Source organism: Holtiella tumoricola, from assembly GCF_027857615.1.
In the GTDB taxonomy this organism is placed as follows: domain Bacteria; phylum Bacillota; class Clostridia; order Lachnospirales; family Cellulosilyticaceae; genus Holtiella; species Holtiella tumoricola.
In genome coordinates this window covers 1-25,676 of record NZ_JAQIFT010000062.1, presented here as the reverse complement: position 1 = coordinate 25,676, position 25,676 = coordinate 1, and the positions used below count along the sequence as shown (strand labels likewise).

Annotated in this window: 17 protein-coding genes; 14 read left to right on the top strand and 3 right to left on the bottom strand. The window is 35.1% G+C overall.

The genetic code is table 11. The features are described from left to right. The 6 genes from atpA to PBV87_RS17930 all read left to right on the top strand — a co-directional run bounded on the left by atpA (window position 1) and on the right by PBV87_RS17930 (window position 5,854). Window positions 1-1,512, top strand: coding sequence for a F0F1 ATP synthase subunit alpha (gene atpA, locus PBV87_RS17955; protein WP_053983173.1), 1,512 nt, complete (start codon window positions 1-3; stop codon window positions 1,510-1,512). Window positions 1,513-1,535: 23 nt separating this feature from the next. Continuing rightward, entirely contained in the window at window positions 1,536-2,396 is an 861-nt protein-coding gene (atpG, locus tag PBV87_RS17950) for an ATP synthase F1 subunit gamma (protein ID WP_053983174.1), read from the top strand. Between the two features lie 25 nt (window positions 2,397-2,421). Continuing rightward, window positions 2,422-3,813, top strand: a complete 1,392-nt coding sequence (atpD, locus tag PBV87_RS17945) for a F0F1 ATP synthase subunit beta (protein ID WP_053983175.1) — start codon at window positions 2,422-2,424, stop codon at window positions 3,811-3,813. A 9-nt stretch (window positions 3,814-3,822) separates the two neighbouring features. Next, a complete protein-coding gene (gene atpC / locus PBV87_RS17940) occupies window positions 3,823-4,221 on the top strand; it encodes an ATP synthase F1 subunit epsilon (RefSeq protein ID WP_053983176.1) in 399 nt (132 codons plus the stop codon). Between the two features lie 68 nt (window positions 4,222-4,289). Next, entirely contained in the window at window positions 4,290-4,670 is a 381-nt protein-coding gene (locus PBV87_RS17935) for a DUF1801 domain-containing protein (RefSeq protein WP_271013213.1), read from the top strand. Window positions 4,671-4,927: 257 nt separating this feature from the next. Next, entirely contained in the window at window positions 4,928-5,854 is a 927-nt protein-coding gene (locus PBV87_RS17930) for an N-acetylglucosamine kinase (RefSeq protein WP_271013212.1), read from the top strand. A 642-nt stretch (window positions 5,855-6,496) separates the two neighbouring features. Here the strand turns inward: PBV87_RS17930 and PBV87_RS17925 are convergent. Both PBV87_RS17925 and PBV87_RS17920 read right to left on the bottom strand, forming a co-directional pair. Next, a complete protein-coding gene (locus tag PBV87_RS17925; RefSeq protein ID WP_271013211.1) occupies window positions 6,497-7,585 on the bottom strand; it encodes a DUF3810 domain-containing protein in 1,089 nt (362 codons plus the stop codon). A gap of 141 nt (window positions 7,586-7,726) precedes the next feature. Further along, complete coding sequence (locus PBV87_RS17920; protein ID WP_053983180.1) at window positions 7,727-8,047, bottom strand: (2Fe-2S)-binding protein; 321 nt, start codon at window positions 8,045-8,047, stop codon at window positions 7,727-7,729. 289 nt (window positions 8,048-8,336) lie between these two features. On the opposite strand from PBV87_RS17920, the gene PBV87_RS17915 reads away from it, so the two are divergent. From PBV87_RS17915 to PBV87_RS17895, 5 genes are all read left to right on the top strand, one after another. Further along, the gene (locus PBV87_RS17915) at window positions 8,337-13,241 is read left to right on the top strand and encodes a fibronectin type III domain-containing protein (RefSeq protein ID WP_271013210.1); all 4,905 of its coding nucleotides are present in this window, start codon (window positions 8,337-8,339) and stop codon (window positions 13,239-13,241) included. A gap of 9 nt (window positions 13,242-13,250) precedes the next feature. Continuing rightward, on the top strand, window positions 13,251-17,549 hold the full coding sequence (locus PBV87_RS17910) for a fibronectin type III domain-containing protein (protein WP_271013209.1): 4,299 nt from the start codon (window positions 13,251-13,253) through the stop codon (window positions 17,547-17,549). A gap of 221 nt (window positions 17,550-17,770) precedes the next feature. Then, window positions 17,771-18,676, top strand: coding sequence for a SpoIID/LytB domain-containing protein (locus PBV87_RS17905; RefSeq protein ID WP_271013208.1), 906 nt, complete (start codon window positions 17,771-17,773; stop codon window positions 18,674-18,676). Between the two features lie 69 nt (window positions 18,677-18,745). Continuing rightward, window positions 18,746-19,645: a peptidoglycan DD-metalloendopeptidase family protein gene (locus PBV87_RS17900; protein WP_271013207.1), complete on the top strand. Its 900-nt coding sequence runs from the start codon at window positions 18,746-18,748 to the stop codon at window positions 19,643-19,645. A gap of 101 nt (window positions 19,646-19,746) precedes the next feature. Beyond that, entirely contained in the window at window positions 19,747-19,929 is a 183-nt protein-coding gene (locus PBV87_RS17895; protein WP_271013206.1) for a hypothetical protein, read from the top strand. Here PBV87_RS17895 and PBV87_RS17890 read toward each other — a convergent pair. Continuing rightward, window positions 19,926-20,543 (bottom strand): RlpA-like double-psi beta-barrel domain-containing protein, encoded by a 618-nt coding sequence (locus PBV87_RS17890; protein ID WP_271013205.1) that lies wholly within the window; start codon window positions 20,541-20,543, stop codon window positions 19,926-19,928. The genes PBV87_RS17895 and PBV87_RS17890 overlap by 4 nt on opposite strands. Before the next feature lie 161 nt (window positions 20,544-20,704). On the opposite strand from PBV87_RS17890, the gene spoIIID reads away from it, so the two are divergent. From spoIIID to PBV87_RS17870, 3 genes are all read left to right on the top strand, one after another. Further along, window positions 20,705-20,959 (top strand): sporulation transcriptional regulator SpoIIID, encoded by a 255-nt coding sequence (gene spoIIID / locus PBV87_RS17885; protein ID WP_053983186.1) that lies wholly within the window; start codon window positions 20,705-20,707, stop codon window positions 20,957-20,959. A 1,365-nt stretch (window positions 20,960-22,324) separates the two neighbouring features. After that, window positions 22,325-22,480, top strand: coding sequence for a hypothetical protein (locus PBV87_RS17880; RefSeq protein WP_271013204.1), 156 nt, complete (start codon window positions 22,325-22,327; stop codon window positions 22,478-22,480). Between the two features lie 782 nt (window positions 22,481-23,262). After that, window positions 23,263-25,676 (top strand): hypothetical protein (locus PBV87_RS17870; RefSeq protein ID WP_271013203.1); only part of this gene is annotated, 2,414 nt, incomplete at its 3' end.

Here is a 25,676-nt window from a genome sequence, read left to right as displayed (position 1 = left end):
ATGAACCTTAGACCAGAGGAAATCAGCAGCGTTATTAAGAATCAAATTAATAACTACAAAACACGCCTTGAAGTATCAGAAGTAGGAACTGTTATTACAGTAGGGGACGGTATCGCTCGTGTACACGGACTCGAAAAAGCAATGGCAGGAGAACTTCTTGAATTCACTGGCGGCGTATATGGAATGGTTCTTAACTTAGAAGAAGACAACATTGGGGTTGTTCTTTTAGGTTCTGACCAATACATCAAAGAAGGTAGCGACGTTAAATCAACAGGACGTATCGTAGAGGTACCTGTTGGTGACGCACTTAGCGGACGTGTTGTTAACCCTCTTGGCCAACCAATCGATGGTAAAGGCCCAATCAGCTCTACAACATTCCGTCCTGTTGAGCGTATTGCTCCAGGTGTTATCGAAAGAAAATCAGTAGATACACCACTTCAAACAGGTCTTAAAGCAATCGATGCCATGGTACCAATCGGACGTGGACAACGTGAGCTTATTATCGGAGATAGACAAACAGGTAAAACTGCTATCGCCTTAGATACAATCATCAACCAAAAAGGTAAAGATGTAAAATGTATCTACGTAGCTATTGGACAAAAAGCTTCAACAGTTGCTCAAATCGTTAAAACTTTAGAAAAAAATGATGCTATGAGCTACACAACAGTAGTAGTTTCTACAGCTAGTGACCTTTCTCCACTTCAATACTTAGCACCATATGCTGGGGCTGCTATTGGTGAAGAATGGATGGAAAGTGGTAAAGATGTACTTATCATTTATGATGATTTATCAAAACATGCGGTAGCTTACCGTACAATGGCATTACTTCTTCATAGACCACCAGGTCGTGAGGCGTATCCAGGGGACGTATTCTACCTTCACTCAAGACTTCTTGAGCGTGCAGCTAAACTTTCAGATGAAAGAGGCGGCGGTTCTATGACTGCTCTTCCAATCATCGAAACACAAGCTGGTGATATCTCAGCTTATATCCCAACAAACGTTATCTCTATCACAGATGGACAGATCTTCCTTGAAACTGAACTTTTCAATGCGGGTGTTAGACCAGCGGTTAACCCAGGTCTTTCAGTATCACGTGTTGGTGGTGCAGCTCAGATCAAAGCAATGAAACAAATTGCAGGTCCTATCCGTGTGGAACTTGCTCAATACCGTTCTCTTGCAGCTTTCGCTCAGTTCGGTTCTGACCTTGATGCAGCTACACAAAATGCTTTAGCACAAGGTGAACGTATTATGGAAGTTTTAAAACAACCACAATACAGACCAATGAGTGTTGCAGAACAAATTATTGTTCTTTATGCAGCTACAAGAAAATATCTTCTTGATATTCCAGTATCAGCAGTTAAACAATTCGAGAGAGAATTACTTGAAACTGTTAGCACAAAATACCCAGAACTTCTTACAGAAGTTACAGGTAAAGCTGGTATTACAAAAGAACTTGAAGAAAAACTTAAAAAAGTTGTTAGCGAATTCAAAGCTAGTTTCAAAGTTCAATAATTTAGAAAGAAGAGGTGCGGTAGATGGCGTCTTTACAAGCAATTAAAGGACGAATTAAAAGTGTAAACAGCACCAAACAAATTACCAATGCCATGAATCTTGTAGCTACAGCTAAGCTGACTAAAGCAAAAGATGCAGCATTTAAAACAAGACCATTCTTTACTGAAGTTCAAAAAGTAATTAAATCAATTGCTAAAAACTCAGAGAATGTAAATTCACCACTTCTTCGTGAAAATGGGTCAAATGCAAAAGGCTATATTGTTATAGCTGGAGATAAAGGGCTTGCTGGTGGATACAATTCAAACATTGGTAAATTAGTATTAAATCATATAACTAATAAAGACGAAACTCGTCTTGTTACAGTAGGAAAGAAATCAAGAGAGTTCTTTAGAGCAAGACACTTTGATATTGCTAAAGAAGTTATCGGAGTTTCAGGAGAACCTACGTATAATGATGCAAGAGAAATTGCTGATTATGCTATAGATTTATTTGCTAAAGGTGAAGTTGGAGAAGTATATTTAGCTTATACAGCATTCAAATCTACAATCCAACAAGAACCAACTTTGATTCGTCTATTACCAGTAGATATATCAGAAATAGAAGAACCAGAAACAGAAGGTCCAAAAGATTTATTAATCTATGAACCTTCACCAGAAGCTGTACTTAACTACTTAATGCCAAGATACGTAACAGATGTTATTTATGGAGGATTAGTAGAATCAAGTGCAAGTGAACAAGGTGCAAGAATGACAGCGATGGATTCAGCTACAGAAAATGCAAACGAAATGATTGCAAAACTTGAGATTGAATCTAACCGTGCACGTCAAGCAGCGATTACACAAGAGTTATCTGAAATCGTAGGTGGAGCTGCTGCCCTTAAGTAATTAAATTAAAAGGAGTGAAGAGTTAATGGCACAAAACGTAGGACGTATCGTTCAAATCATCGGTGCTGTTTTAGATATTAAGTTTACGCCAAATAACCTTCCTGCACTTTATAATGCGATCGATATCATCAAACAAGATGGAGAAAAACTTGTAGTAGAAGTTGCTCAACATCTTGGTGATGATGTTGTTAGATGTATCGCGATGTCAGCTACTGACGGTTTAGTGCGTGGGATGGAAGCAGTAGATACAGGAGCACCTATTAGTGTACCAGTAGGAACTGCAACACTTGGACGTATCTTTAACGTAACAGGAGATGCCGTAGATGGTAAAGAAAACCCAGATGTAGAAAAATGGCCTATTCATAGATCAGCACCTACATTTGAAGAATTATCTACAGAATCAGAAATTCTTGAAACAGGGATTAAAGTAGTAGACTTACTTTGTCCATACCTTAAAGGTGGTAAAATCGGTTTATTCGGTGGTGCCGGTGTAGGTAAAACTGTACTTATTCAAGAGCTTATCCGTAACATTGCTACAGAACATGGTGGTTTCTCTGTATTCGCAGGTGTAGGTGAGCGTACAAGAGAAGGTAATGACCTTTTCCACGAGATGACAGATTCAGGCGTTATCTCAAAAACAACAATGGTGTTCGGACAAATGAACGAGCCACCTGGTGCCAGAATGCGTGTTGCATTAACTGGTCTTACAATGGCTGAATACTTCCGTGATCAATCAGGACAAGACGTACTTTTATTCGTAGATAATATCTTCCGTCTTGTTCAAGCTGGTTCAGAAGTATCTGCTCTTCTTGGACGTATCCCAAGTGCCGTTGGTTACCAACCAACACTTGCAACTGAAATGGGTGCACTTCAAGAACGTATCACATCAACAAACAAAGGGTCTATTACATCTGTTCAAGCGGTATACGTTCCAGCCGATGACTTAACTGACCCAGCTCCAGCTACAACATTCGCCCATCTTGATGCGAAAACAGTACTTTCTCGTGCACAAGTAGAACAAGGTATCTACCCAGCGGTAGACCCACTTGAATCTACATCACGTATTCTTGATCCACAAATCGTTGGTGAAGAACACTACCAAGTAGCACGTGACGTACAAGCAATTCTTCAAAGATACAAAGAACTTCAAGATATCATCGCTATCTTAGGTATGGATGAACTTTCAGAAGAAGATAAAGTGGTAGTTAACCGTGCACGTCGTGTACAAAAATTCCTTTCACAATCATTCTTCGTAGCAGAAGTATTCACAGGTAATCCAGGTAAATACGTACCAATTAAAGAAACTATCCGTGGTTTCAAAGAAATTCTTGAAGGTAAACATGATGACCTTCCAGAAAACGCATTCTTAATGGTTGGTACTATTGAAGAAGCTGTAGAAAAAGCAAAAACATTGTAGGTGATGACTATGGCAGAAAATAAATTAAGCCTTCAAATCATAACACCGACTAGATCAGTATTAAACATTAAAGTTGATAGTGTTGTATTACGTACACTAGATGGCGATATGGGTGTGTACTACGATCATGAGCCAGTTGTTACACTTCTTAACTACGGTATTTTACGTTACAAAGTGGACGGTAAAGTTCACAAAGTAACAACAATGGGTGGTTTTGCAGAAGTAACAGAGGACAAAGTAGTAGTACTTACAGATGCATCAGAATTAGAAGAAGAAATCGACTTTGCACGTGCCGAGGCAGCTAAAGAACGTGCAGAGGGACGTGTAGGTCATAATGACTTAGATATGCGTCGTGCAGAAATTGCACTTCGTAAATCACTTGTACGTTTAGATTTAAAAAAGAAATAGATTAAAAAGAGGTGCTACCTTAGGGTGGCACCTTCTTTTATATTTATATATTAGGAGGCGTTTGAAGTATGACAAAAGTAAGTAATGAAGTTGATCACTATATCGCAGCTCTTTCTGGTATAGAACAAGACTGGGTGTGCTTTTTTGTAGAATATATGCGTGAAAAACATTCGGATTTGGAAGAAGTTATTTCCTTTCAAATGCCCACTTACAAACTTGGTAGTGGGAAACTACGAAATTATATTGCATTTTCACTAGCTAAAAATCACTTTTCTTTGCACTCCATGGATTTTGAGTATATTGGAATGCTTAAAGAAAAACTCGTAAAACCAGGAAAAGGTAAAGGTTGTGTAAATGTTAAATATACAAGTCTAGAAGAGAGAGAAATTTTAGTTGAGGCAATTGAAGAAATTATTAAGCGTAAAAAGTTAGCATCCTACGGGAAATGAGATGGTAGAAAGTTGATCTAGCAAACGAGATGACGAGAATAGAGGAATTAAAGGGGGATTTTTAAGAAGTTACTATTATTATAAAACATAAAATAAAGAGAAAATATTTCCCGGGAAGTAGAAAAAAGGAGAATTAAGGGAGACAATACATGGATTTTTTTATAAGGGTATATTAAAATAGATTTAACAGACTAAGATTATAAAGAAAAGTAATCAAATAGAGTCCATAGAGAGAGAAAAGTAGTAGGAGGACGAGGATGTATTTATTAGGCCTAGATGGTGGGGAAACAAAAACTCATTGTATTATTGGTGATGAAGCGGGGAATATATTTGCTGAAGGTTTTGGGGGACCAGCAAATTATCAAACAGTGGGGGTAGAAACAACAAGACATTCTATAATAACAGCAATATCAAGAGCTCTAAGTAAATTGAGTATAAAAATAACAGATATTAGTCATGGAATTGTCGGACTTGCGGGGGTAGATGGAGAAAATGATTTAAAAATAATTAATCAAATTTGTAGTTCGGTATTTAACAATGTACCATATGAAATTTACAATGATTGTTGGTTAGTACTTCGAGTAGGGAGTGATGAAAACTGGGGTGTTGTAAGTGTTTGTGGCCGTGGTCATGGATGTATGGGGAGAACAAGAGAAGGCAAGGAAGTACAATTACGAAATAAAGTTTATATGATAGGAAACAGGGGCGGTGGAACGGAAGTAGTATATGAAGCGCTGCATCATACTTTTAGAGCAGATGAAGGCGTAGGGCCAACTACAAGGTTGCAAGAAGAAATTCCTAAAATTCTAGGTGTGGAGACAATGGAAGACGTAGATATATTGATTAGAGATCATGGATATAGTATAGAAGGCTTAACTCAAATACCATTCCTCTTATCTAGATTAGCAAGAGAAGAAGATGAGGTAGCCCAAAATATTATTATTGAAAATGGCAAAGCCATAGGCAAAAGTGCAGCTTCAGTTATTAAGCAGTTAAATTTTCAACACACAGAAGTACCTATTGTTGTGGGAGGAAGCGCTTTTGTCGAAGATAATCCATTATTCATTGATGCGTATAGATTAGAAGTACATAGGGTAGCACCCCATGCGAGGTTTACAGTAATAGATAAACGTCCTGTTATAGGAGCTTATTACTTAGCTATTGATAAATTTAAAAATAAATAAAAGTGATTAAACCATACATAAAAAAAGTATGTGAGGATATACTAATAACATACACAGGATGTACAACATCTGTAATAGATGAAAGACGTCAAGTGTATAAAAGATCATGGAGGGGATGATTCCCTTGGAGAACAGATGGCAATAACCATAAAAGTACTAAGTGATTCGAATCCGAAATGACCAAAGCCTAAGACAAGCACTTCCATAAAGAATTAAAGATAATTGCCCTAAAAAGCAAACATTTTTAACAATCGGGAAGAGAGCACCTTAGCAAAAGTAGTAAGAACAGCTCAAACTGTTCTTACTATTTTTTTTTGCTCCCAACTCAGCCTGTAGATACAAAGAAAGTAAAATATCCTTTCAAACGGGAGTGAAACTAAATAAAAAAAGTAAATCTCTTTTAAACGGCGATAAGGCTAAATAGACAAGAAAGTTTAATAAAAGAGAGGTGTTATACTGCCTGGAATCTACCTACGTAACTTTCAGTAAGAAATGTTCGAAATGAAAGAATGATGATTTTAGCCACCCTGTTTGAGTACAACGAGTTTGTGGCGTTATCATTTTGAGTGAGTTACATTTCTCTGAAAGTGAAGTAAAGTAGATGGAGGACAATATAACACCTCTCTTATAACTTCGGTTTATTTAATAATACTTATCATGAAGTGCTAAAATTAAATTAACCATTTCACCATAGCTTGCAGTTCCAGCTTCTACACCGTTAGATTGTAGATAGGCGTTATTAATTTGTTCAGCGGCTTCTTTTACATCACCTTTATAGCCATCCCAGAATTCATTAATAGCTACAAGGTCTTTATAAATACCATCAGGCATAGTAGCATTGATTGAAAGTAATAAGTCACGGTCGGCAGAAGCCAGAGCATTACTAAGATATGAAATAGCCATAATGTACCCAGAGTACTGGAAGTCAGGATCTGGATGAGATAAAGAAGTAATATAAGCAATGAAGTTACATTCATTTTCAAAGCCATAACCTCTTTGATGGGCCATTTCGTGGCAAGTAGTAGCAGGAATTGTAATAGCAGGAACACTAATGTTAATATTAGGTTCACTAGTAAAAGGTGAGTAGATTCCTGTTATACCTGTATAGTTCATGAGAGGCGAAGCAAGGACTGCTTTAGCCTTACCATAGTTCCCATTAAGAACAGTGAATTTTTGACCAGCGATATCAAATCCTGCCTGAGCACGGTCAAATATATCATGATGATCTCCAAGAGGTTGAGCGCGTCCATTTTCATCTACAGGGAGTTCTTCACGAATTTTACCAGCAACTTCTAATAAATGGGCATAAAGTTCACCAAGCTCTTGAGGAGTATGTTCACCTATAACAATATCGTAACGTTCACTAAAGTGAGGACGCTTGTAATTCATTCCCCAGAAGGCAATGAAGATAAAGAATAAAATAGATGCAATACATCCGATGTTTAGTACATAATGACCTAGTAATTTGAAAATAGAGTGAAAATCTGTAATACATTTATAAAGCGTATAGAGTGTGTAGATTATAAGACTTACTATACCAACATAGATTCCCCATTCAAAGAGAGAAAAAGGAAAGATGCCTGTAATCTTACTTAAAATTTGGATCGTACATTTATTAATGCCAAGAGAATAATATTGCTCCCATTTCTCAGGTGAGAGTGTATAAAGATAAGAGAGTAATATACTAAGTGGAATTAACAATAAGCTGAGTAACTTTAAACGAATCTGCAATCGAAGCCCTCCCTAAAAATTATGATGTCTTTTAATAGTTTTCACATTCTTAGACTTTTTATTTATTGTACTACAACAAGGATAAAATTGGACATATGTTTATAAATAAAAAAGAAGGTTGTTAAAAAACAACCTTCTTTTTTATCTACCTAATTCAATAACATTAGCAACAAGTTTTTGACAACGTCCACAAGCACTACCTGCTTTAGTTACTTCAGCAACTTTTTCTACTGTATCTGCTCCATTTTTTACAGCTGTTACAACATCTTCAAGAGAAACGTTATGACATCCACAAACAGAAGCAAGGATTTTTTCAATTTCAGGGATACAACCACCGCAAGCAGTACCTGCACCTGTCATTTCTTGAATTTCAGCAACAGTACGAGCACCGTTACACATTGCTTGACGAATTGCTATGTAATCTACATTTTTACAGTGACAAATTACTTTATTTTGAGCCATATTCTAGTCCTCCTATTGGGCATGTAATAATTCCTATTATATAAGAAGAGATATAGCAATGCAAGCTAAGAAACAAAAGAACATTCTAATACGGTAATACGAATAGAGAGTAATCGAAATATGTAGAGAGCTATGAGATTAAACACGAAAGTTAAGTAATTATATAATCAAACAGGCTAATTATGTCGATAAAATAAAGGGAAACTTTAACCAAAATCAAATCCTAAATTAAACAAAGATATTTATTATAAAATCATCTAAAACAAATATAGAAAGGTCAGGGTAAAGCATGAGAAGAATTACTGCAATGTTACTAAGCATAATCCTTTTTGTAGGTGTGTTACAAGGTATACCAACCTTTGCAGCTACAAATAGCATGAAAGCAGATGATAAGCTAGGCTTTCAAGAAATGAGTATAGAAATTAAAGATAATAAGGGAACTGTCATTCAAAAGGCCCAGGGGATTCAGTACTCCCAATGGCAACTTCAACTTGTAGAAGAACTTCTCTTAGATGAGGTAACAATGAAGTGGAAGCTAGGGGATGCTACAGCACCGAGAAACGGAACTTATGTCTTAGATTATTATATTGAGAGTGGGACAAAGGAAGCTTCTAAGATTTATCAAGTTAAAATAACTTATGAATTAGCGGGGACAACTGATATAAATGTAAATATAGAAGTATTGGATGACAAAGGTAATCCAGTTCAAACTAAGTTTACAACGTATAAGCCATCTTATGGGGATACAGATATTGAAAAGGTTGAAGATACCTTAAAATCTACACATAAAATCAATATGGATCCTAGTGCATTAACAAAAAATAAAGAGTTAGTCGTAGCAGTAGGAAATCTTACAAAAGTTAAGATGTTTTTCAAAGATTATGAGATGCATGTATCTGTAACAGGCATTAAGAAAGATTATATTACGCCTTTCACATTAACCTATGATAGTGGAGTGGTAGGTGCAGATAAAGAGGAAAGTAGTTTTAATGCATTTAAGGGTATTCAAGAGTTCAAGATTCTTCCTACCCATTTAACAACTGAAGCAGATGTAGAAACGGATAAAAGTTTGAAGTTACCATCTCAAACAGTAGTTGATTTAGATAAAGTTGTGGCAGAAGGTGAACTAGGAGTTGAAGCAGGTTCAAGACCAGGGATTGTTGTAACACTTACAAAACCTATGACTCTAGTTAATAAAGCAGGTTCGCTAAAATTCGAATCTATCGATAATGTAACGGATTCAACCAATGCACAGCAAGCAGAAATTTATTTAGAAGAATTATTAGGAAAAGATATTAGTACAGGTGATGCCAAACAAATCAAAGTAAAATTTAAGTTGAAACATGGAGAAGCTATGGTAGATACCATAGATGGTAAAGAAAAAGGAAAAGTTATTTCTAATGGCAATCGATTTGAATTGTACTTTGCCAAGGACTTGAAAATTAAAGGCTTAGCAAGTGAGGAAGACCTTAAATATTTATTTGAGTGGCCACACTTACAAGAAGGTATGCTCATTAATGGTGAAATTGCATTTGGTGGACATTTGTTTGGAGATCCAACAAAGAATCTTACCTTTAAACCAGATAAAGTAGGATACACTTATGTACGTTATACCATTTATCGCTTAACAACAGATGATATTTCATTTAAAGTAGAACCTTATAATATTAGAGGACCTGTAAGCTATACCCTTTTAAAAGAGGGACTCTTAGGTGTGGGATGGGATGCCGTAGATGTAAGGCATTATCAAGACAAGCCACTGACAGAGCAGATTACATTGACGACTAAAAAGGGTGCTTATGAAAAATATAAAATTGTAATGACTACGGGGAGTGACAAAGGAGAATTTGAGTCACAAATTGTAAAATACAATGGTAGAAATGATATTGTACCACCACCTTATTCAGAAATACTCAATATTGACAATGTATATGTTATCCCAGATGACTTTACAAAGGATAACCCAACAAGTACAGATGTTGCAGCAGTAGGAATTGACCTTGAATGGAGTGCACCAGAGAAAGAGAAACTTAATAGCTATCTTAAAGATGGGGATATTTACTATGAAATTTATTTAAGTGATAGCCCAAATAAAATAGGTAAACCTATTAAAGTATTTAAAGCTTTCTTAGAGGGCAGTGATATCAAGCTTACAACTCATGCAGGGGAGGTAAAAGGAGAAACTATTTATGATTCATCTAGAGGAAGTTTCATCGCTCCTGGAATTGTTTTAAAAGATGAGACAGCACCTTTAAATGAATGGGAAGTTCTTGATATACCTGAGTATGAGGGAAATCCCAAATATCCTACGAAAGGTAAAATCGTAGTGAAAAATGAAGCCAAATATGAAGTTCCTAATACATACTACTTAACAGTAAGACCAGTTTATGAAAAACGTTATAGTGGAGAAGGCGCAGAACCTAAGCTTGCGATTAGTAAATACTCTAATCCAAAATCTCTTTCTTTGGATATTGTAAAAAGAGTTGTTCCAACACCTGAAATTATTCAAAGTAAGCCACAAACTGCAAATGAAGGAAAAAGTGTGCAAACACTATACTTTAATCCAGTAGATTTAACAACTTATGTAAAATACATGCTTAATCCTCTAGGTCTTAAGTTACACAAACTTGCAGCATCTGATGAACAATATACTTATTATAGAAATTATGAGATTTATATTTATCAGACAACACCAGATTCAGGAAGTAGTGAAAATGTACCATTTAATAAGACACAAGAAATCAAGAGCGAAAAAAATGAAGAAGGTATGACTTATACCACTTTATCTGAAGCAGATCGCGTGTTTATGCGTGAGCAAAATGGAGCACTTTTATTAAATTATGAAAGTACTCAAAATGCCTTAACAGGTGAACAAAACTTACATGAATTAAAAATTAAAGGGTTAGAATCTAATACGCCTTATTATATTCAAATTAGAACACGTATTGATTTGTATAAAGGAGAAGAGCCTTTAGGTAAGAGCGTTTACTCAGTATTTTCAAAAATACATTCCTTTACAACCCAAACTAAGCCTGTACCACCTACAACTGATGAGCAGGTACCACCAGCACCAGAAAAATTCTTCATTGAAAGTCAGCCCAATAATACAACTGTTAAAATAGGTTGGGAAGAATCGGAGTTTGCATTAAGTCATAAAGACAAGACGTATTACCAATTAGTACGTTCAGATGGTACAGCAATGATTAAAGAGCATACCAATCGTCTACTAGATATTGAAGATGTACTAGGTAAAAACAGTAAATACAAAGGTTTCCATACAAAGGATACCTATATCCAAACTTATAATAAAGGTGCATGGATAGAACATACACCAAGACAAGGTAGCCAATTCTTAAGATTAGAAGAAAATACCCTATTACCAAATACAACCTATTACTATTACATTCGTACAGTATATGAAAACTTAGGTGAGAAGGTTTACTCAGATTGGATTATGCTACCTGTTACAACATCACCAGTGAATCCACCTATCAATTTAAAAGTTGAACCTCAAAGTGCCTTTAAATATGATGGACAACACGAAACAGTTATTAGTTTCTTAGCACCTATCCCACAAGGAAGTAAAGTGCCAGAAGATTTTAGTTTTGATATTGCCGTTAAAGGTGAAAAAGATGAAGATTATAGATTAGATTATGAAGTAAGCTTTGTACAAGAAGAAACATCTAGTAAAGAATATAGACGCTTTGTCTATAAGATTAAAGGGCTGACTCATGGGACACGCTATGACATTAAAGTTCGTATTGTAGATAAAACAGGGGAAGCTCTGAGTACATCTCTTTACTCAGAGAAAGTAACAGCAAGAACAGACTTTAGTGAAGACGATCAAGATGAAGAAAATGCATTCAACAAATATTTAGAGCAATATGATAGAGAAGCAGAAAAACTTAAACGTAATCCATATTGGGAAGTAGAAAGTAGTAAATACGAAGAAATTTATAAGTATAGAGGCAGTTATATTCAATCAGAGCTTGCAGCTTTTAAAACCTATGAGTTAGTAAGCAATGATACAGGTAGTAGTGTCTATTACTATGTGCCTTCAACATTCTTTAATGAAGCAGTTAAGAACAATACATTAGTAACGATTCAGCTGGATAAATACACAGCAACATTAAGACCAAACATGCTTAAAGATAATGAAGATATTAAAGAAGCACAAGAACGAGTTAAAAAAGGTAAGTATCAAGATTATTATGTAGGTATTGAATTTAGATTAATAGGTTTAACAGGCAGGATTCAAGGGGACTATGTTATTTCTCCTGAGATTTCTATGAACTTAGAAATTGTATATCTAAACAAAGAAGAACTAATTATTGAAGATACTATTATGAATGAACTTCTTGAATTGATTGATGATGGCCGAGAAGATGTAGTTAAAGATTTAGAGAAGTATGTAGTAGGTGGGAAAATAGATGATGCTAAGTTAAATAGTATTATAGACAAAGCTATTAATTGGGTTAAAAACAAACACCTAACTGAGGTACAAAAGATCTTAAAGAAAGTCATAGAGAAAGATGCAGATATCTATGAGATTCAAACACCTATTTATTTAGAGGCAACTCTAGATGCTTATGAAGCCAATGCATATTATCATGATGGTAGTAGATGGGAGAGCGTATACGCTTATAATGTAGCTTCTAAACTGGCATTAGAAATGGATCGTTTAGGAAGTTATGCTTTCACAGGAAAGAGTAGTAGCACTGTTCTAGTACCAGATATTCCAGGAGGAAGTAGTCTAATTAGTAAGTACACACTATCAGATTTCTTTGATATAGAAAAAGGATTAAATCAAACAGTAACAAGAGAAAAAGTTTATGGCGCAGTAGCAAGAGTGCTTGGCGCAAGACGTGGTACAGACTATACACTTTATTTAAAAGATAGAGGAGTTAAACTGATTGTACCAAATAATATGTATCAACCTATTAGACAAGATGAAGCGATATATATCATCATGCAAGCTTATGAAAAAATGTACTACAAAGATATTAATACAATTACAGTAAGTAACAAGTTAAAAGTGAGCAATATTGGTGCTTTCCAAACCCAATACAGACCCTATGTTTATGCAGCGGTAGAGTTAGGTGTAGTAGTGCTAGAGAGTAATAAAGTTTTACCAAGCAAAGTAATGACCGCAAAAGAAATCATATATATGCTTACAAAAATTGTACCTAAATAGGAGGCAAGAATGAGAAAAAGTAAATGGTTGGCGTGGCTTATGATCTGTATCATGTTGATACAGGTCATGCCAGTTCAACTTTTGGCAAACAGTCAGAATCATGTAACAACCTTGCAACTTACAAATGATAAGATAACACATGTAACAGATAAGGATAATACAGAGAAAATTACACCATCTATAGGACTTGTATGGAACAAGCCAACTCCAGCAGACCCAGTAGGGAAACCTGATACAGTAATGGGGCAAACACATGAAACTACACATTATCAAATTGAGCTCTATGATTATGCAAATAAAAAAACATACTTAAGTAAATTCATTGAAGACCCAGCTCCAACAAAGCTAGATGATAGTATGAGCCAAAGGCTAGAAAATATTGACTTTGGATACAATAAAGTCAATGTGTTCCAAGGAGAACATTACTATATTGAAAATGGTACTTTCTACCGTGGAACAGTATTTGGTAAGCATTACCACAAGATAACAGACGGAGAAACAATAAGAGCAGACCTAGCTCCAGATTCGCCAGGAATACCAGCATCTCTTTACTTCCTTACAGACTTTAATACCAAGCTATATGATTCATCAGAAGGTATGGAGTTAGAATGGGAGTACATACCAGGCGCAGATTATACTATTTATTATGTTGCTGCTGATAAGAAAACAAAACAAGAAATTTTGGGAATCGATCAATCAAGCGGTAATATTCCTCACAGTAAAATCACTGTTACAGATGAAATGGCACAAGAATTTATCGTTCAAAGCAGTGGTAAGACCAAAGTACGTTATGTCTTAAAAGACTTAAAACCTAAACAAATCTACTCAATGTTTGTAGAAGTAACAGGATTTAGTAAGGATCCATCAGGACAAGGCTTTGAACGTATTCAAAAAAATACATATACAGATGAAAGAGGACCAAAAGTTGTACAAGGGATTCCAGGGATTGATATTGATATCTACAATGTAGGTAAAGATGAAATTGAAATCTACTGGGGACCAATTGCTTGGGCAGAACTTGGTGGTAACTTACAAGGTGTTAAAGTATATGCTAGACAAGATGGTGGTGAACAACACCTTGTAGCAGAAAAATCAGTAAGTAGTGGTGGGAATTTAATTTCTATCATATTGGATGAGCCAGAGAAGGCAACGTATTATCAAGTTGGATTTATTATAGATGGTAAAGAAATTCTAAGTCGAGAGAAACTCTATGTACCACTTGATTTAAGACTTCAACCACTTAATCCTAAGATACCAAAGCCATATGGCAAAAACTTAGATATTACAAGTACGAAAAATGAATACTTAGTTACAGGAGATACAATAGGATTAGAAGACCCAGACTTTATTAACCATACATTCCATGGGAAGGTAGATAAAGAAACAACTATTCAAGTGGTATGGGATGCACCACATAAGCAAGAAGATGGTCAAAAGAATGAAATAGATTATGACCTTTCTTATGATATATGGGTAAGTGATAATTTAAAAACACTACAGAATAATAGTAAGTTAGAACCTGTTGAAAAGGATCTTAAGATTAGGCAAGGTAATCTCAATCAACTGATTACGCATCCAGAAGATAAAAGTAAAGTTATAGGTATGCGTACAACGCTTACACAGTATGTTGATAAATTAGGTATCGTACAACCTATTAAATCAAACAATGCCTACTACATTAAAATAGTAGCAAAACGTGCATATGGTGACCAATACGCCATCTCACAACCAACTTATGTAAGTATTAATCTTGATAAAAATGGAAACATTTCAGTTCCTCCAGTTATAGGTAAGCCACCTCTTAGAATTCAAAAAGAAGGTGTAACACAAACAAGTGTAACCATTGAATGGAGAACTGTATGGTATGAGATTTTAGCAAAAGACTTATCTCTTTATGATGATGATAAAGATGAACAAGTACTTGCTGAAATAGGAAGTACAAAGGTTTATACACCAAAGACTCCAACTTTAATCAAACCACTTATCCACTTTAAGTTTAAGGAAAACTGGGAAGAACATATCTTGTTAACTGAAGATGATGTAAAACAAGTTAAAAACAATGTAACAGAGGCTGCATTTAATGAAGATTATTATAACCGTAAAATAGAGCTTGAAGATGATGTGAAATATGAGCTTAAAGTATTACCTTATAGCCAAGTAGAAGCAGTACTTGAAAAAGATCAAAGTATTGAAAACTGGGTGGCTACAACACAAAAGGATAATGAAGAAGGTTGGTCAGATATTGACCCAACTGAAGGAACTCAAGATGATAGAGGGCTGATTTGGAAACAGTATAGTGTAGGCAACTTAGAACCTAATACACGTTATGTTGTTATGCTTCGTGCCTATCGTACATTAGATACGGGAGAAAAGCTTATGCAAAGCTTCCCAAGTTATATTATTGCTACAACACTTACGGATTATGAAGGACCAGAGCCTATACCAACTGTACCAACTTTACAGTTAGAAAGCTATACAGATACAGAAGTAACAGTATCTTGGAAGTATAATAAGGACTTTGAATATGAACTTGTATATAGTACAAAGGATAAGCCAGATGAAGCGATTAAATGGGATTTTGTGATTTCAGATAATCAATCAGATAAAGATTATGTACCTGATGGAGAAAAAGCTGTTGTTACTATAACAGGCCTTTTCCCACAGACCACTTATAATATATGGCTTAAAGCCAAACAGAAAAAAGGAACAGAAGAATCCGCATGGAGTAATCCAGTAACAGTTAAAACCAAAGATTTACAAGCTCCACATATACCAACAGGATTAGGCCCAGCTGCTTCACAAAGTTTACAAGATATTAATTTAGACTTTGCACCACTGGGGCCAGATTACATTACAGTAGAGTGGACAAAGGATCATAACGATACAGGTACTCAGCAAGAAGGCAATATTCAAAAGACCTATGAGTATGATCTAGAATTTGCAGATAATGTTGAGTTTTTAGATAGCCAAGTTGTAGTGGTGCAAGATTCCTTAGGAAAAGGCAATAACTATGATGTACTTGCTAAGAACTTAGTGAAGTTTAATAAGTTAATTGCTAACAGACCTTACTATGTGCGTATTAAAGCAAGAGTTATTTTAACAGATACACAATCTAAGCGCTCTATTAGCAAAGAGTCTGCGTACTCGACTTGGGTACGTATCTTTACGAAGACAAGTGGTGGGGAATATGATGGTGGAGAAAATGATAACATTGTCACTTATCCAGATGCCATAGAAGAAGAATTTAAAAATGGTGAGTGGACTTTAGAAATTGTAGATGCACAAAAAATCATAGGTGAGATCAAAGCCTCTAAAGATTACTTCTATACCATTACAATGAAAAAGTATAATAATCGCTATGAAGCTCATTTAAGACGTATCAAGATTCCAGTCTCAGTGATGCAAGCACTTGCGACAAGTCGTATGGAGCTTAAAATAGAAACTGAAATAGGGATTTATGAGATTCCAGCACAAGCTATGAGCTACTATATAGATAAGGCAAATGCTAAAGATATGGTTCAACTTGAACTTGAAACACTTCTTGCATATGACTTAAGGAATATTGCTATGCCATTCCCATATAGCATTGATAAGGCAGAGAAGTTAAGTGTTAAACTACAAAGTAAGGTTCTTACTAAAGCACCACTTGAACGTTTTGATAGTAGGGTTAAGGTAGCACTTAAACTAGATACAGCTAATATGTATCAGACACAAACACTGAAGACTTATACTTATGATTATAGTTATGGTGGATGGCTTGCAAATGAGCATAAGATTGATACAAGAGTAGATGCAACTTATGCGGTATATTCTACAGCAAGTACAGGGATTTATACGTTACAACGCATTATTAATTATACAGATTATCGTCACACCAATGCTGCTATGGATCAGCTCTTATCAAGATACAATATAGAAGCATTAGGTAATAAATATGGCAAAAATACATCTGTCAATAGTGATCAGATGATTAATCTGATTTTAGGTATTGCACAAGGCTATACAGATATTAATATGGATGCTGACGTTGTACAAAATAGAAAAAAAGCATCTGCAGCAAATATCTATACAGAAGCTAGACCTGGAACAGTTACTCAAGAACAAGCACTGCATGCTGTTGTAAGACTTTATGAGATGACTTCAGGTAATAGAGTAAAAGCTTCTAGTGTAAGTGTGAGAGGTGTAAGCCAAGTTTATAAAGAAGGTGTACAAAAGGCTTATGCATTAGGAATAGTTAATGATGTAGCACCACAACAAACAGTAACATATGGAGAATTAGCAGAACTTATTGTAATGGTTCTTCCATAAGTTGAATAAAGTTATAAAAAAGTCTCCATACTCTTAGAAAATAAGAGGAGGAGGCTTTTTTATGTATGATAAGAAAAATATTACGGTAATCCTTATTACCTTTGTAATATGTACGATTTGCATCATTGGATTAGAATTGATGTTCTAGATAGAGGCATAAACTTGTCTACCTTTCATATAATGTAATACAGGATTAAAGATAGAGATACGGGAGGACAAGCATGAAACAGATAGGAGCATGGTGCCTACTATTATTAGGAATGTTGATTGGTATACCTTCATTAGTGGTTTATATGGGGGGACATTATAGTACAGAATTATTACAGAGTGTAAAAGGTATAAGTGAGCAAGATAAGAGCAAAGACGAAGAGTTGGCTAAACAAAAGGACGAGCTTATTGGAGCTATTGCAAAGATTGCTTCGCCTACAGAATCAGAGGAAGCATTAAAAGCCTATGCTGTTATGCTAAGAACTTATAGACTTAGAAGACAGTTAGGTATTGTAAGTCAAGGATCATTAAACTATATGACAGTCGATGAAATGAAAGAAACTTGGGGTAAAAGTTATACGACCTATTATAATAAACTAAAAAAAGCAGTTGAAGATACAGCTAACGAAGTCATTTATTGTGGCAATGAATTGATCGAGCCTATTTATCATAATGAGAGTGCTGGCTGGACAAGAAATGCAAATGCAATTTATAAACAGGATATTCCTTATCTACAACCGGTTGAGAGTGGTCTTGATACAGTACAAGAAAGTTTTAACTTTACACAAGATGAATTTGTCAAACGTTTACAAGAGGCATATAGCCATCTATCCTTACAAGCAGAAGCCTTATCACAACAAATTCAAGTAGTATCAAAGGACCAAGCAGGTTACATAGAAAGTTTGCAGATTGGGAATCTATTGATAGAGGGAGAGACACTAAGAAAGATACTTGATTTACCATCTTCTTGCTTTACAGTTGTACAAAGTGCAGATACTATTACTTTTAATGTAAAAGGTATAGGACATGGTATAGGACTCAGTCAACATGGCGCTAACGAAATGGCAAAACAAGGCGCAACTTATAAGGAAATTCTAGGTTACTACTATACAGGTATAGAAGTTAAGGTTAATAATTAAAAATTTTTAATAGTATGTGAATAAAAGCCTATTACTCTGGCGACAATGTAGACGTCGGAGGTGTAAAGGATGAACAAACTTAAAGACTTTACAAAAAAATATGGTTTTTATTTAGCAGTAGGACTTGTAAGTGTAAGTGCTATTGTGGCTGCTGTTGTACTTTCAAACAATACAACAACAGTAGAAAGTGAAAATGGAGCATATGTAGAAGATGTTACAAATGGTATGCTAGAAGGAACAGAAAATGAAATGGGAGATGTAGAAATCTTACCAGAAGATGAAGTAGCAACTAATGAAGAAGCTATTTCAGAAGACGCTGTATCTGATAGCGTAGCTACAGACACTACAGATGTAGATGTTGCTGTTGATGAAAACAATCAAACAGAATCAGCAGATGCAATTGTAGAAGATGAAATGGCTGTTGAAACATTTAGCTCTACAACAGCAGATCCAAATGAAGGACCTTTCTTCGCAGATGGTGATACAATGTTATGGCCTGTAGAAGGTAATATTATTGTACCATTTAGAGATGATAGTACAAAACATTGGTATAGTACAGCATTAGAACAAACAATGCGTACTTATGGTGTTTGTATCAGTGCTTCAGAAGGTGAATCTATTAAAGCTCCAGCTAAAGGTATTATTGTAGATATTATTGATGATGCAACAACACTTGATAGTATGAAACTTATTGGTAATGTAGGTCGTGTTATTGTTATTGACCACGGTAATGGATATACATCAGAAATCGGTATCCAAGGTGGTAAAGCTGACAAAGACTTATTAGGACAAACAGTAGATGCTATGCAAGTAATTGGTACAACAGGAAGTGCAACTGGTCCATTTGCTGACCTTGGTTGCAATGTATATTTACAAGTTAAACACAATGATGAAATTGTAGATCCTACATCTATTTTAGGCTACCATGAATCAGTAGCAGGTGTAGATATGGGTCATATTGCAGACTAAGTTTGCATAGAATAGGAGGTTGCCAAAGGCAGCCTCTTTTTTGTGTGGGAAGAGGGAAGTGAAGTCGAAGTGATAGAAAATATTCTTCCAGCTTTACTTTCGTGAAAAAGCTTACAGAATGTTTTCTATCACTTCTTTTCACTTCAGCTAGACAGCAAGAAAATGCTACTTCTTTGGACAATGCAGGGGTGGGAAGAAGATGGGTAATTGCTTGTACTTCCCTGATTACAGTTAGACATTCAAGGCAAGATAGCTACTATGAGGATGAAGAGGAGTGGATTTAAGAATGGTGAGGAAGCTTGTAGAGGGCTTTAGTATAGATGATGCCAAGAGCATTGGTGCGATCGAAGTATTGGGCATCACTTTCGTCGGGGTTGCGTTTTACATAGACATCTACTTTAATGGTATTGTCATTGATCCGTTTAATGGCACCACCGCGGTCATCGACAATGAAGGTATCGGTTGATACATCTTGAGGAAGATTTTTGATGATAAATGATGTACCGAATGGAATATCTTGTGGGGCAGCTAGCGAGCCTATTTGAAGTGGGCCACCTATGGCATTGCGTTCTGCATAGCCACCATTTTCACAAGCTAGGCCTGTGTAGAAGGAGACGCGTACATTAATAAGATGGTAGTTACTTGTATCTAGGGAAGGATGGGCCATGTAGATTTCCATCGGAATATTAATAATATCTGGGAAACTATGATCTTCGGAATGGGCATTATAAAATGAAAAGAAGGTTGGTTCATGTATATCAAATGTTGTAAGCATAGAATTTGCTTCTATAGTTTCTGAAGGCATTAAATAAGATATGAGAATAAGAGCTACAATGAGCCCTAAAAAGGTTCCGATTCCTAAAGAAGTAAATAATTCTTTTTTTGTGAGCAATCGCATAGATAAATTTCCTTTGCTAAAAATAAATATAAACTTGAGTTAAATTATATAATTAAAATATATTTTTTGTCAAAAACCTTGTCCTTAATTAAGTTTTGAGAATAAAGAGGGACTTCTTAGCATATTTATTAATCAAGAGTTGTGTTAAGGGGGGCCTTTTCTTGAAACCTTATATCGAAGAAAGAGCCATTGAAGCTGCAAAATTTATTATCAATTCTAACGCTACAGTAAGGGAAACGGCCAAAAAATTTGGTATCAGTAAAAGTACAGTTCATAAAGATGTTACAGAACGATTAGAAAAAATTAATCCAAAACTTGCCATGGAAGCTAGGAAAGTTTTAGAGCTCAACAAAGCTGAAAGACACTTAAGAGGTGGCCTAGCAACAAAAGAAAAATACTCAGGATTAATGAAATAGATGAGTGATAGAGGTGAAGGCTGTTACACTTTGAAATAGGAGTGTAGCAGCCTTTACTGTATAAAGCGTCTATATTCTTTCATAGAGATTGTTTCTGAATCAGAACTTTAATTGGAGAAAGGTTTTTAACCCATCTTACGACGTAGATTTTGAAACTCCACATTCTTGTTCTAATTGAGGGTATGAATAATTACCGGTATTGTATAAGTTAACTAATTGTTGTTTAAATTCTGGTAGATATGATTTTTAGTTATGTCGAACAACTCCTTTATCTTATTGGACTCATTATAAGTTGTTGGACTTTTTGTGTCCACAGTTATATACTAACACCGCTACACGGGAAAGCTATTAGGGAAGGTGGGTGGTAGATAAAACGTCATTGATGATATATCGGAAATTCGATATAATGTTAGTTATGAAAATGGCAATTAACGAAATAATAAAAGAAAAAGGAATGTCCAAGTACAGTTTATCAAAGATAAGTGGTATCCTTTGGATAACACTCTTAGATATTTGTTCCGGTAACACAAGTCTTGCTCAATCCAATGTTCAAACCCTTTAAAAGTTATCAAATACCTTTGGAATCACTATGGAGGAAGTTTTGGAGCTAAGGGTAGAGCCTTATGAAAATCAGAATAACGGCAAAACACTAGATCGTTCCTACTTGGAAACCAACCTTTCTGCCCAACTTCAAAAAGCAATCAGTGACTATATATAAGGAAAAAAAGACAAGGTAAACTACATGGATTGTCTGTGGGGAGAGCTATACTAACAGCTGTATCAGTGAATATCTTACCTAGCACATCTTCGAAACACTTGGATTAGATGTACAGCAAACATTGCTTGTCGCCTATACTGACAAGCGAGGAAAAGAAAAAATTGTAGTGGTTTGGAAGGAATTTACCGCTGATGGCAAAAAGTTGATGAAATTTACTCATGCTAAGAATACTTGTGTGGATAGTGAGTAAAGTGGATATAGTACAGAACTTTCCTCTATTATGAAAGCTATTGATGAGCAGTCTCTTGTGGATTCGCAAAAGCTAAAGGATTTCTTTGGGAATATATTTATTACAGATGCTTTCTTGGGGAACTTTGACTGCCATAATGAAAACTGAGGTATTCTAATTGATGAACAAAAATAATGTGAGAAGATTTCTCCAGTCTATCACTGTAGTTCTTGCCTTTATCCGCAAATAGATGGAACAATGATGCAAACTGTCTTGAACAATCAAAAAGAGATTGATCAGCGAATTTATGTTTTTCCAACCTCACTATTTTAGAGAATGGTAAAAAGATATCCTATTTTGACTACATCTCCTCATTTCAAAATGAAGATTGTAATGGGCCATTAAAGTGAATAGAAGAATGCATTCATATGAGAGCATCTATCGCCTGATTGATCAAGCACCTGCAATTACAGAGGTGCAAAAAGATTTTTATAAGGTCATGATCGCCGAGAGAAAAGCGAAAATAATGGACTATAGCATGGAATTACTTTTAAAACAGGAGCTTTTAAAATAAGAGTAACAAGGTTCAACAGAACAGACTCAGGAATTTGAAATATAAATGTTTAGATGAAATCACTCACTGCCATGGTGGGTGATTTTTTGCAGAAGTAGTATCAACTATACTATTTGTGACAAAGGTGGGCGCTACCGCTTTGTTTGATAAACGATTGTGAAAAGATATTGCTTGGATAGTAGGTCTTATGCTCTCATCTATTATTTTAATTGCTGTGTTAATCTGTGGACTGCTCTCTGGCACAGCAAATCACAACAATACTGTTGTAGCTTTGTTATATTGTATGCCACTGCTCCAAAGTTCTTGTCATTGAAGGGCAGCAAGTGAAATGCGTTGACAAGATTGCAGAGGTAGTAACTACGGGTAGAAGTACATGAAACCATCTATACTTTGAAATCAGAGTCAACGGTGAGAAACAAAATCCAAGAAGTTATTTACAATAGGGAAACTTTCCAATTTGATTTTCAATTACTGTCTCTTATGTAGCTATGGGAACAGTATCATTTTTCAGGAGATTAGTTAATCGTATCAATTATGCATTACAATAAATTAATAAAATTTAATTAATCATTTACTTATATTAAATAATTTTTTAAAATTTAATTAGAATATACATTCTAAAGTATAAGAGATTTTCTTAGAAATGAGGTGGTGTAAATAAATAATTAGTAACCTACTTGTAAATATACGAGAAATTAGAAAAGAAAGGGGGGGGATGAGATAACGAATAATAGCTTTGAAAAAATTCTAGTTTTAAGAAAGAAAAAGAAAGAGGTATAGGAATGCAGAAAAAGGTCTTAAGTTTATTTCTATGTATATGTATATTTATCATGATGATGCCTACTGTGGTGTTTGGAGAAACTAAAGAAGTTTTAACAACATCAAACAAAATTATTTACACAGATGTAAGTGTTGGTTCAAGTTCTGAACAAGATGGAAGTTTAGAAAAACCATATTATGATATTGCAGATGCAATCTATGCAGCAAAAGATGGAGATACTATTGTTATTAAAAGTAGCGGGGGCTATGTAAATGATTTAACTTCAGGCGACTTGGGCCAAAATGCTCCTCTAATTATTGATAAAAGAGTTACTATTCAAGGAGAAGGAGATTCTATGCCGTCATTAAATATGCGTCGTGGAGGAATCATTCTTGCTGAAGATGTAACGTTTAGAAATTTTAATTTCAACTATACAAATTCTATTGGGGCAGTATTTGCAAACGGTCACTCTTTAGTGATGGAAAATATCGGATGTATCAGAGGCACAGAGCTTATTGATATATTTGGTGGCTCATTAAGTGGACAAACTGTTGACTATGGAGATAAAAGTAAAATAATAGTAACAGGAACAAAGACAAACATAGGTGATATTTTTGCAGGAAGCCAAGATAAGGATTGGACACAAGATGTGGACATTACTGTGGAGGGAAGAGTTGGCAACATAGGTAGTATATATGCAGCAGGAAAAAGTAGCAGTTCTAGTGGAGAGGTGACTATTAATCTTAAAAACAGTAATGTGAAAAATGTAGATGGGAAGCAAGGTGAAAGCATCTTAAAGAATGCTGTTGTTTCAGTAAGTGTAGAAGGTACAAATGACTTGATGTCTTTTCAAAACGTAGGCATACTAGAATTGATGAAAGGTAAGTTAAAACCTAAAGTTTTAAATGAAGACATAGAAATAAAAATTCACTCTGGAAGTAGTTTAGATTTATCGTCTGTGACTAAAACGAATCCTTCCTTTAAAATAAGAAAATTAAATGGTGATGAAGGAAGTATTTTATATACAGACCAAGATGCAAGTCTAAACATTAACGAATCATTTACAGGAATGATTGAATTCAGAACTGTTAATGAGGCATCTTTGATGCAGGAGGAGTCAGGGTTGGTAAGGCTAGATCATGTATATATATATGTTGAAAATGCGCCTGAAAAACAAGGAGTATTTACATTTATTCCATATTTTACCCAAAAAGATGAAGTTGTGTTGTCTGATATGGATGGAAAATGGACTGCCGTGCCTATAAAAGAAAAAGAGGCAACAGAATCGGCGATAGATGTTACTGTGTCTACGGAAGAAGATGAATCACTTTATGAGAAAAATGATAAGTTAAAATATCCTTCTAATTCGAGAACTTTTAAGACTCAACAAATTATTTCAAAATCAGATGAAAATACTGTAAATGGGTATGAGAACCTCAGAGAAGTACTAAAAGAGCAAATACTACCTCAATCCGTTAATACTCTTATAAAAACCTTTCCTATTACATTCCAATATTTAGATAACTCGGATATTGGAATTGGATTAAATCTGTATAGTGGCTCATGGTTGCCTGATAACAATCTTCTTGCAAGTACTGTTGGATATGTAACATTGTCTACTGTGTTTGAGGAAGTTAATGATAGAGTAGTAATGGATTTGTATTATACGTTAGCGGTAAATTATGATATGCTTTCGTTCTCTAATAATGACATTGGGGAATTAACACCTGATGGCAGAAAATATTTGGAAAGCACTATTTCACATGAAATGATGCATGCAATGATGTATGAAGCATTAACAAGCGGTATGCTTGGAGTATCTGAAGACAATCCAAGAAGCCACAAAGCTAAGATGTTTCCTAGTTGGTTTATAGAAGGAACGGCACAGGCTGCTGGCGGAGGAGCTAATATAGTCAGAAGGACATTGGATATTACAGCAGATTCAGAAGAGTCCGATATAAAATCGAAACTTCAGAGATATCATCTGAATAAAGGAAATACATATGCTGATTATGGAACAGGTTACTTAGCTACCATGTATTTAGGATATTTAATGAATGGTGAAGATTCTATTAAAAAAGAAGATATTTCTAATGGATTAGACAAATTCTTAAATGAAATTCGTGGAGGAAAAAGTTTAAATAGAGCTATTGTCGATAATACAAAATATTTAAGTATCAGCGATTTTGAAAATAATTTTGCAAATGATGCAGCAAGATTTACAAAAAGATTAATGGTAGACATTGGGAATGATGGACTGGGAGCGTTAATGGGTGGCTCTTATCAAGATACAGATATTTTGGATGATAAGGCAATTAATACAAATGTTTTTAATTTAAATTCGCAATATAACAGAGTTCTTAATATCTATCCTAAAGATTATGTTGTTATGGCAGGAGGACAGAAAGAAACAGATGGAGTAGCAGGGCCGAGATA

Excerpts from the sequence above, each read along its gene's own strand:
- atpA (WP_053983173.1), top strand. The coding sequence starts at position 1 with ATGAACCTTAGACCAGAGGAAATCAGCAGCGTTATTAAGAATCAAATT.
- atpG (WP_053983174.1), top strand. The coding sequence starts at position 1,536 with ATGGCGTCTTTACAAGCAATTAAAGGACGAATTAAAAGTGTAAACAGC.
- atpD (WP_053983175.1), top strand. The coding sequence starts at position 2,422 with ATGGCACAAAACGTAGGACGTATCGTTCAAATCATCGGTGCTGTTTTA.
- atpC (WP_053983176.1), top strand. The coding sequence starts at position 3,823 with ATGGCAGAAAATAAATTAAGCCTTCAAATCATAACACCGACTAGATCA.
- PBV87_RS17935 (WP_271013213.1), top strand. The coding sequence starts at position 4,290 with ATGACAAAAGTAAGTAATGAAGTTGATCACTATATCGCAGCTCTTTCT.
- PBV87_RS17930 (WP_271013212.1), top strand. The coding sequence starts at position 4,928 with ATGTATTTATTAGGCCTAGATGGTGGGGAAACAAAAACTCATTGTATT.
- PBV87_RS17920 (WP_053983180.1), bottom strand. The coding sequence starts at position 8,047 with ATGGCTCAAAATAAAGTAATTTGTCACTGTAAAAATGTAGATTACATA.
- PBV87_RS17915 (WP_271013210.1), top strand. The coding sequence starts at position 8,337 with ATGAGAAGAATTACTGCAATGTTACTAAGCATAATCCTTTTTGTAGGT.
- PBV87_RS17910 (WP_271013209.1), top strand. The coding sequence starts at position 13,251 with ATGAGAAAAAGTAAATGGTTGGCGTGGCTTATGATCTGTATCATGTTG.
- PBV87_RS17905 (WP_271013208.1), top strand. The coding sequence starts at position 17,771 with ATGAAACAGATAGGAGCATGGTGCCTACTATTATTAGGAATGTTGATT.
- PBV87_RS17900 (WP_271013207.1), top strand. The coding sequence starts at position 18,746 with ATGAACAAACTTAAAGACTTTACAAAAAAATATGGTTTTTATTTAGCA.
- PBV87_RS17890 (WP_271013205.1), bottom strand. The coding sequence starts at position 20,543 with ATGCGATTGCTCACAAAAAAAGAATTATTTACTTCTTTAGGAATCGGA.
- PBV87_RS17880 (WP_271013204.1), top strand. The coding sequence starts at position 22,325 with ATGCATTCATATGAGAGCATCTATCGCCTGATTGATCAAGCACCTGCA.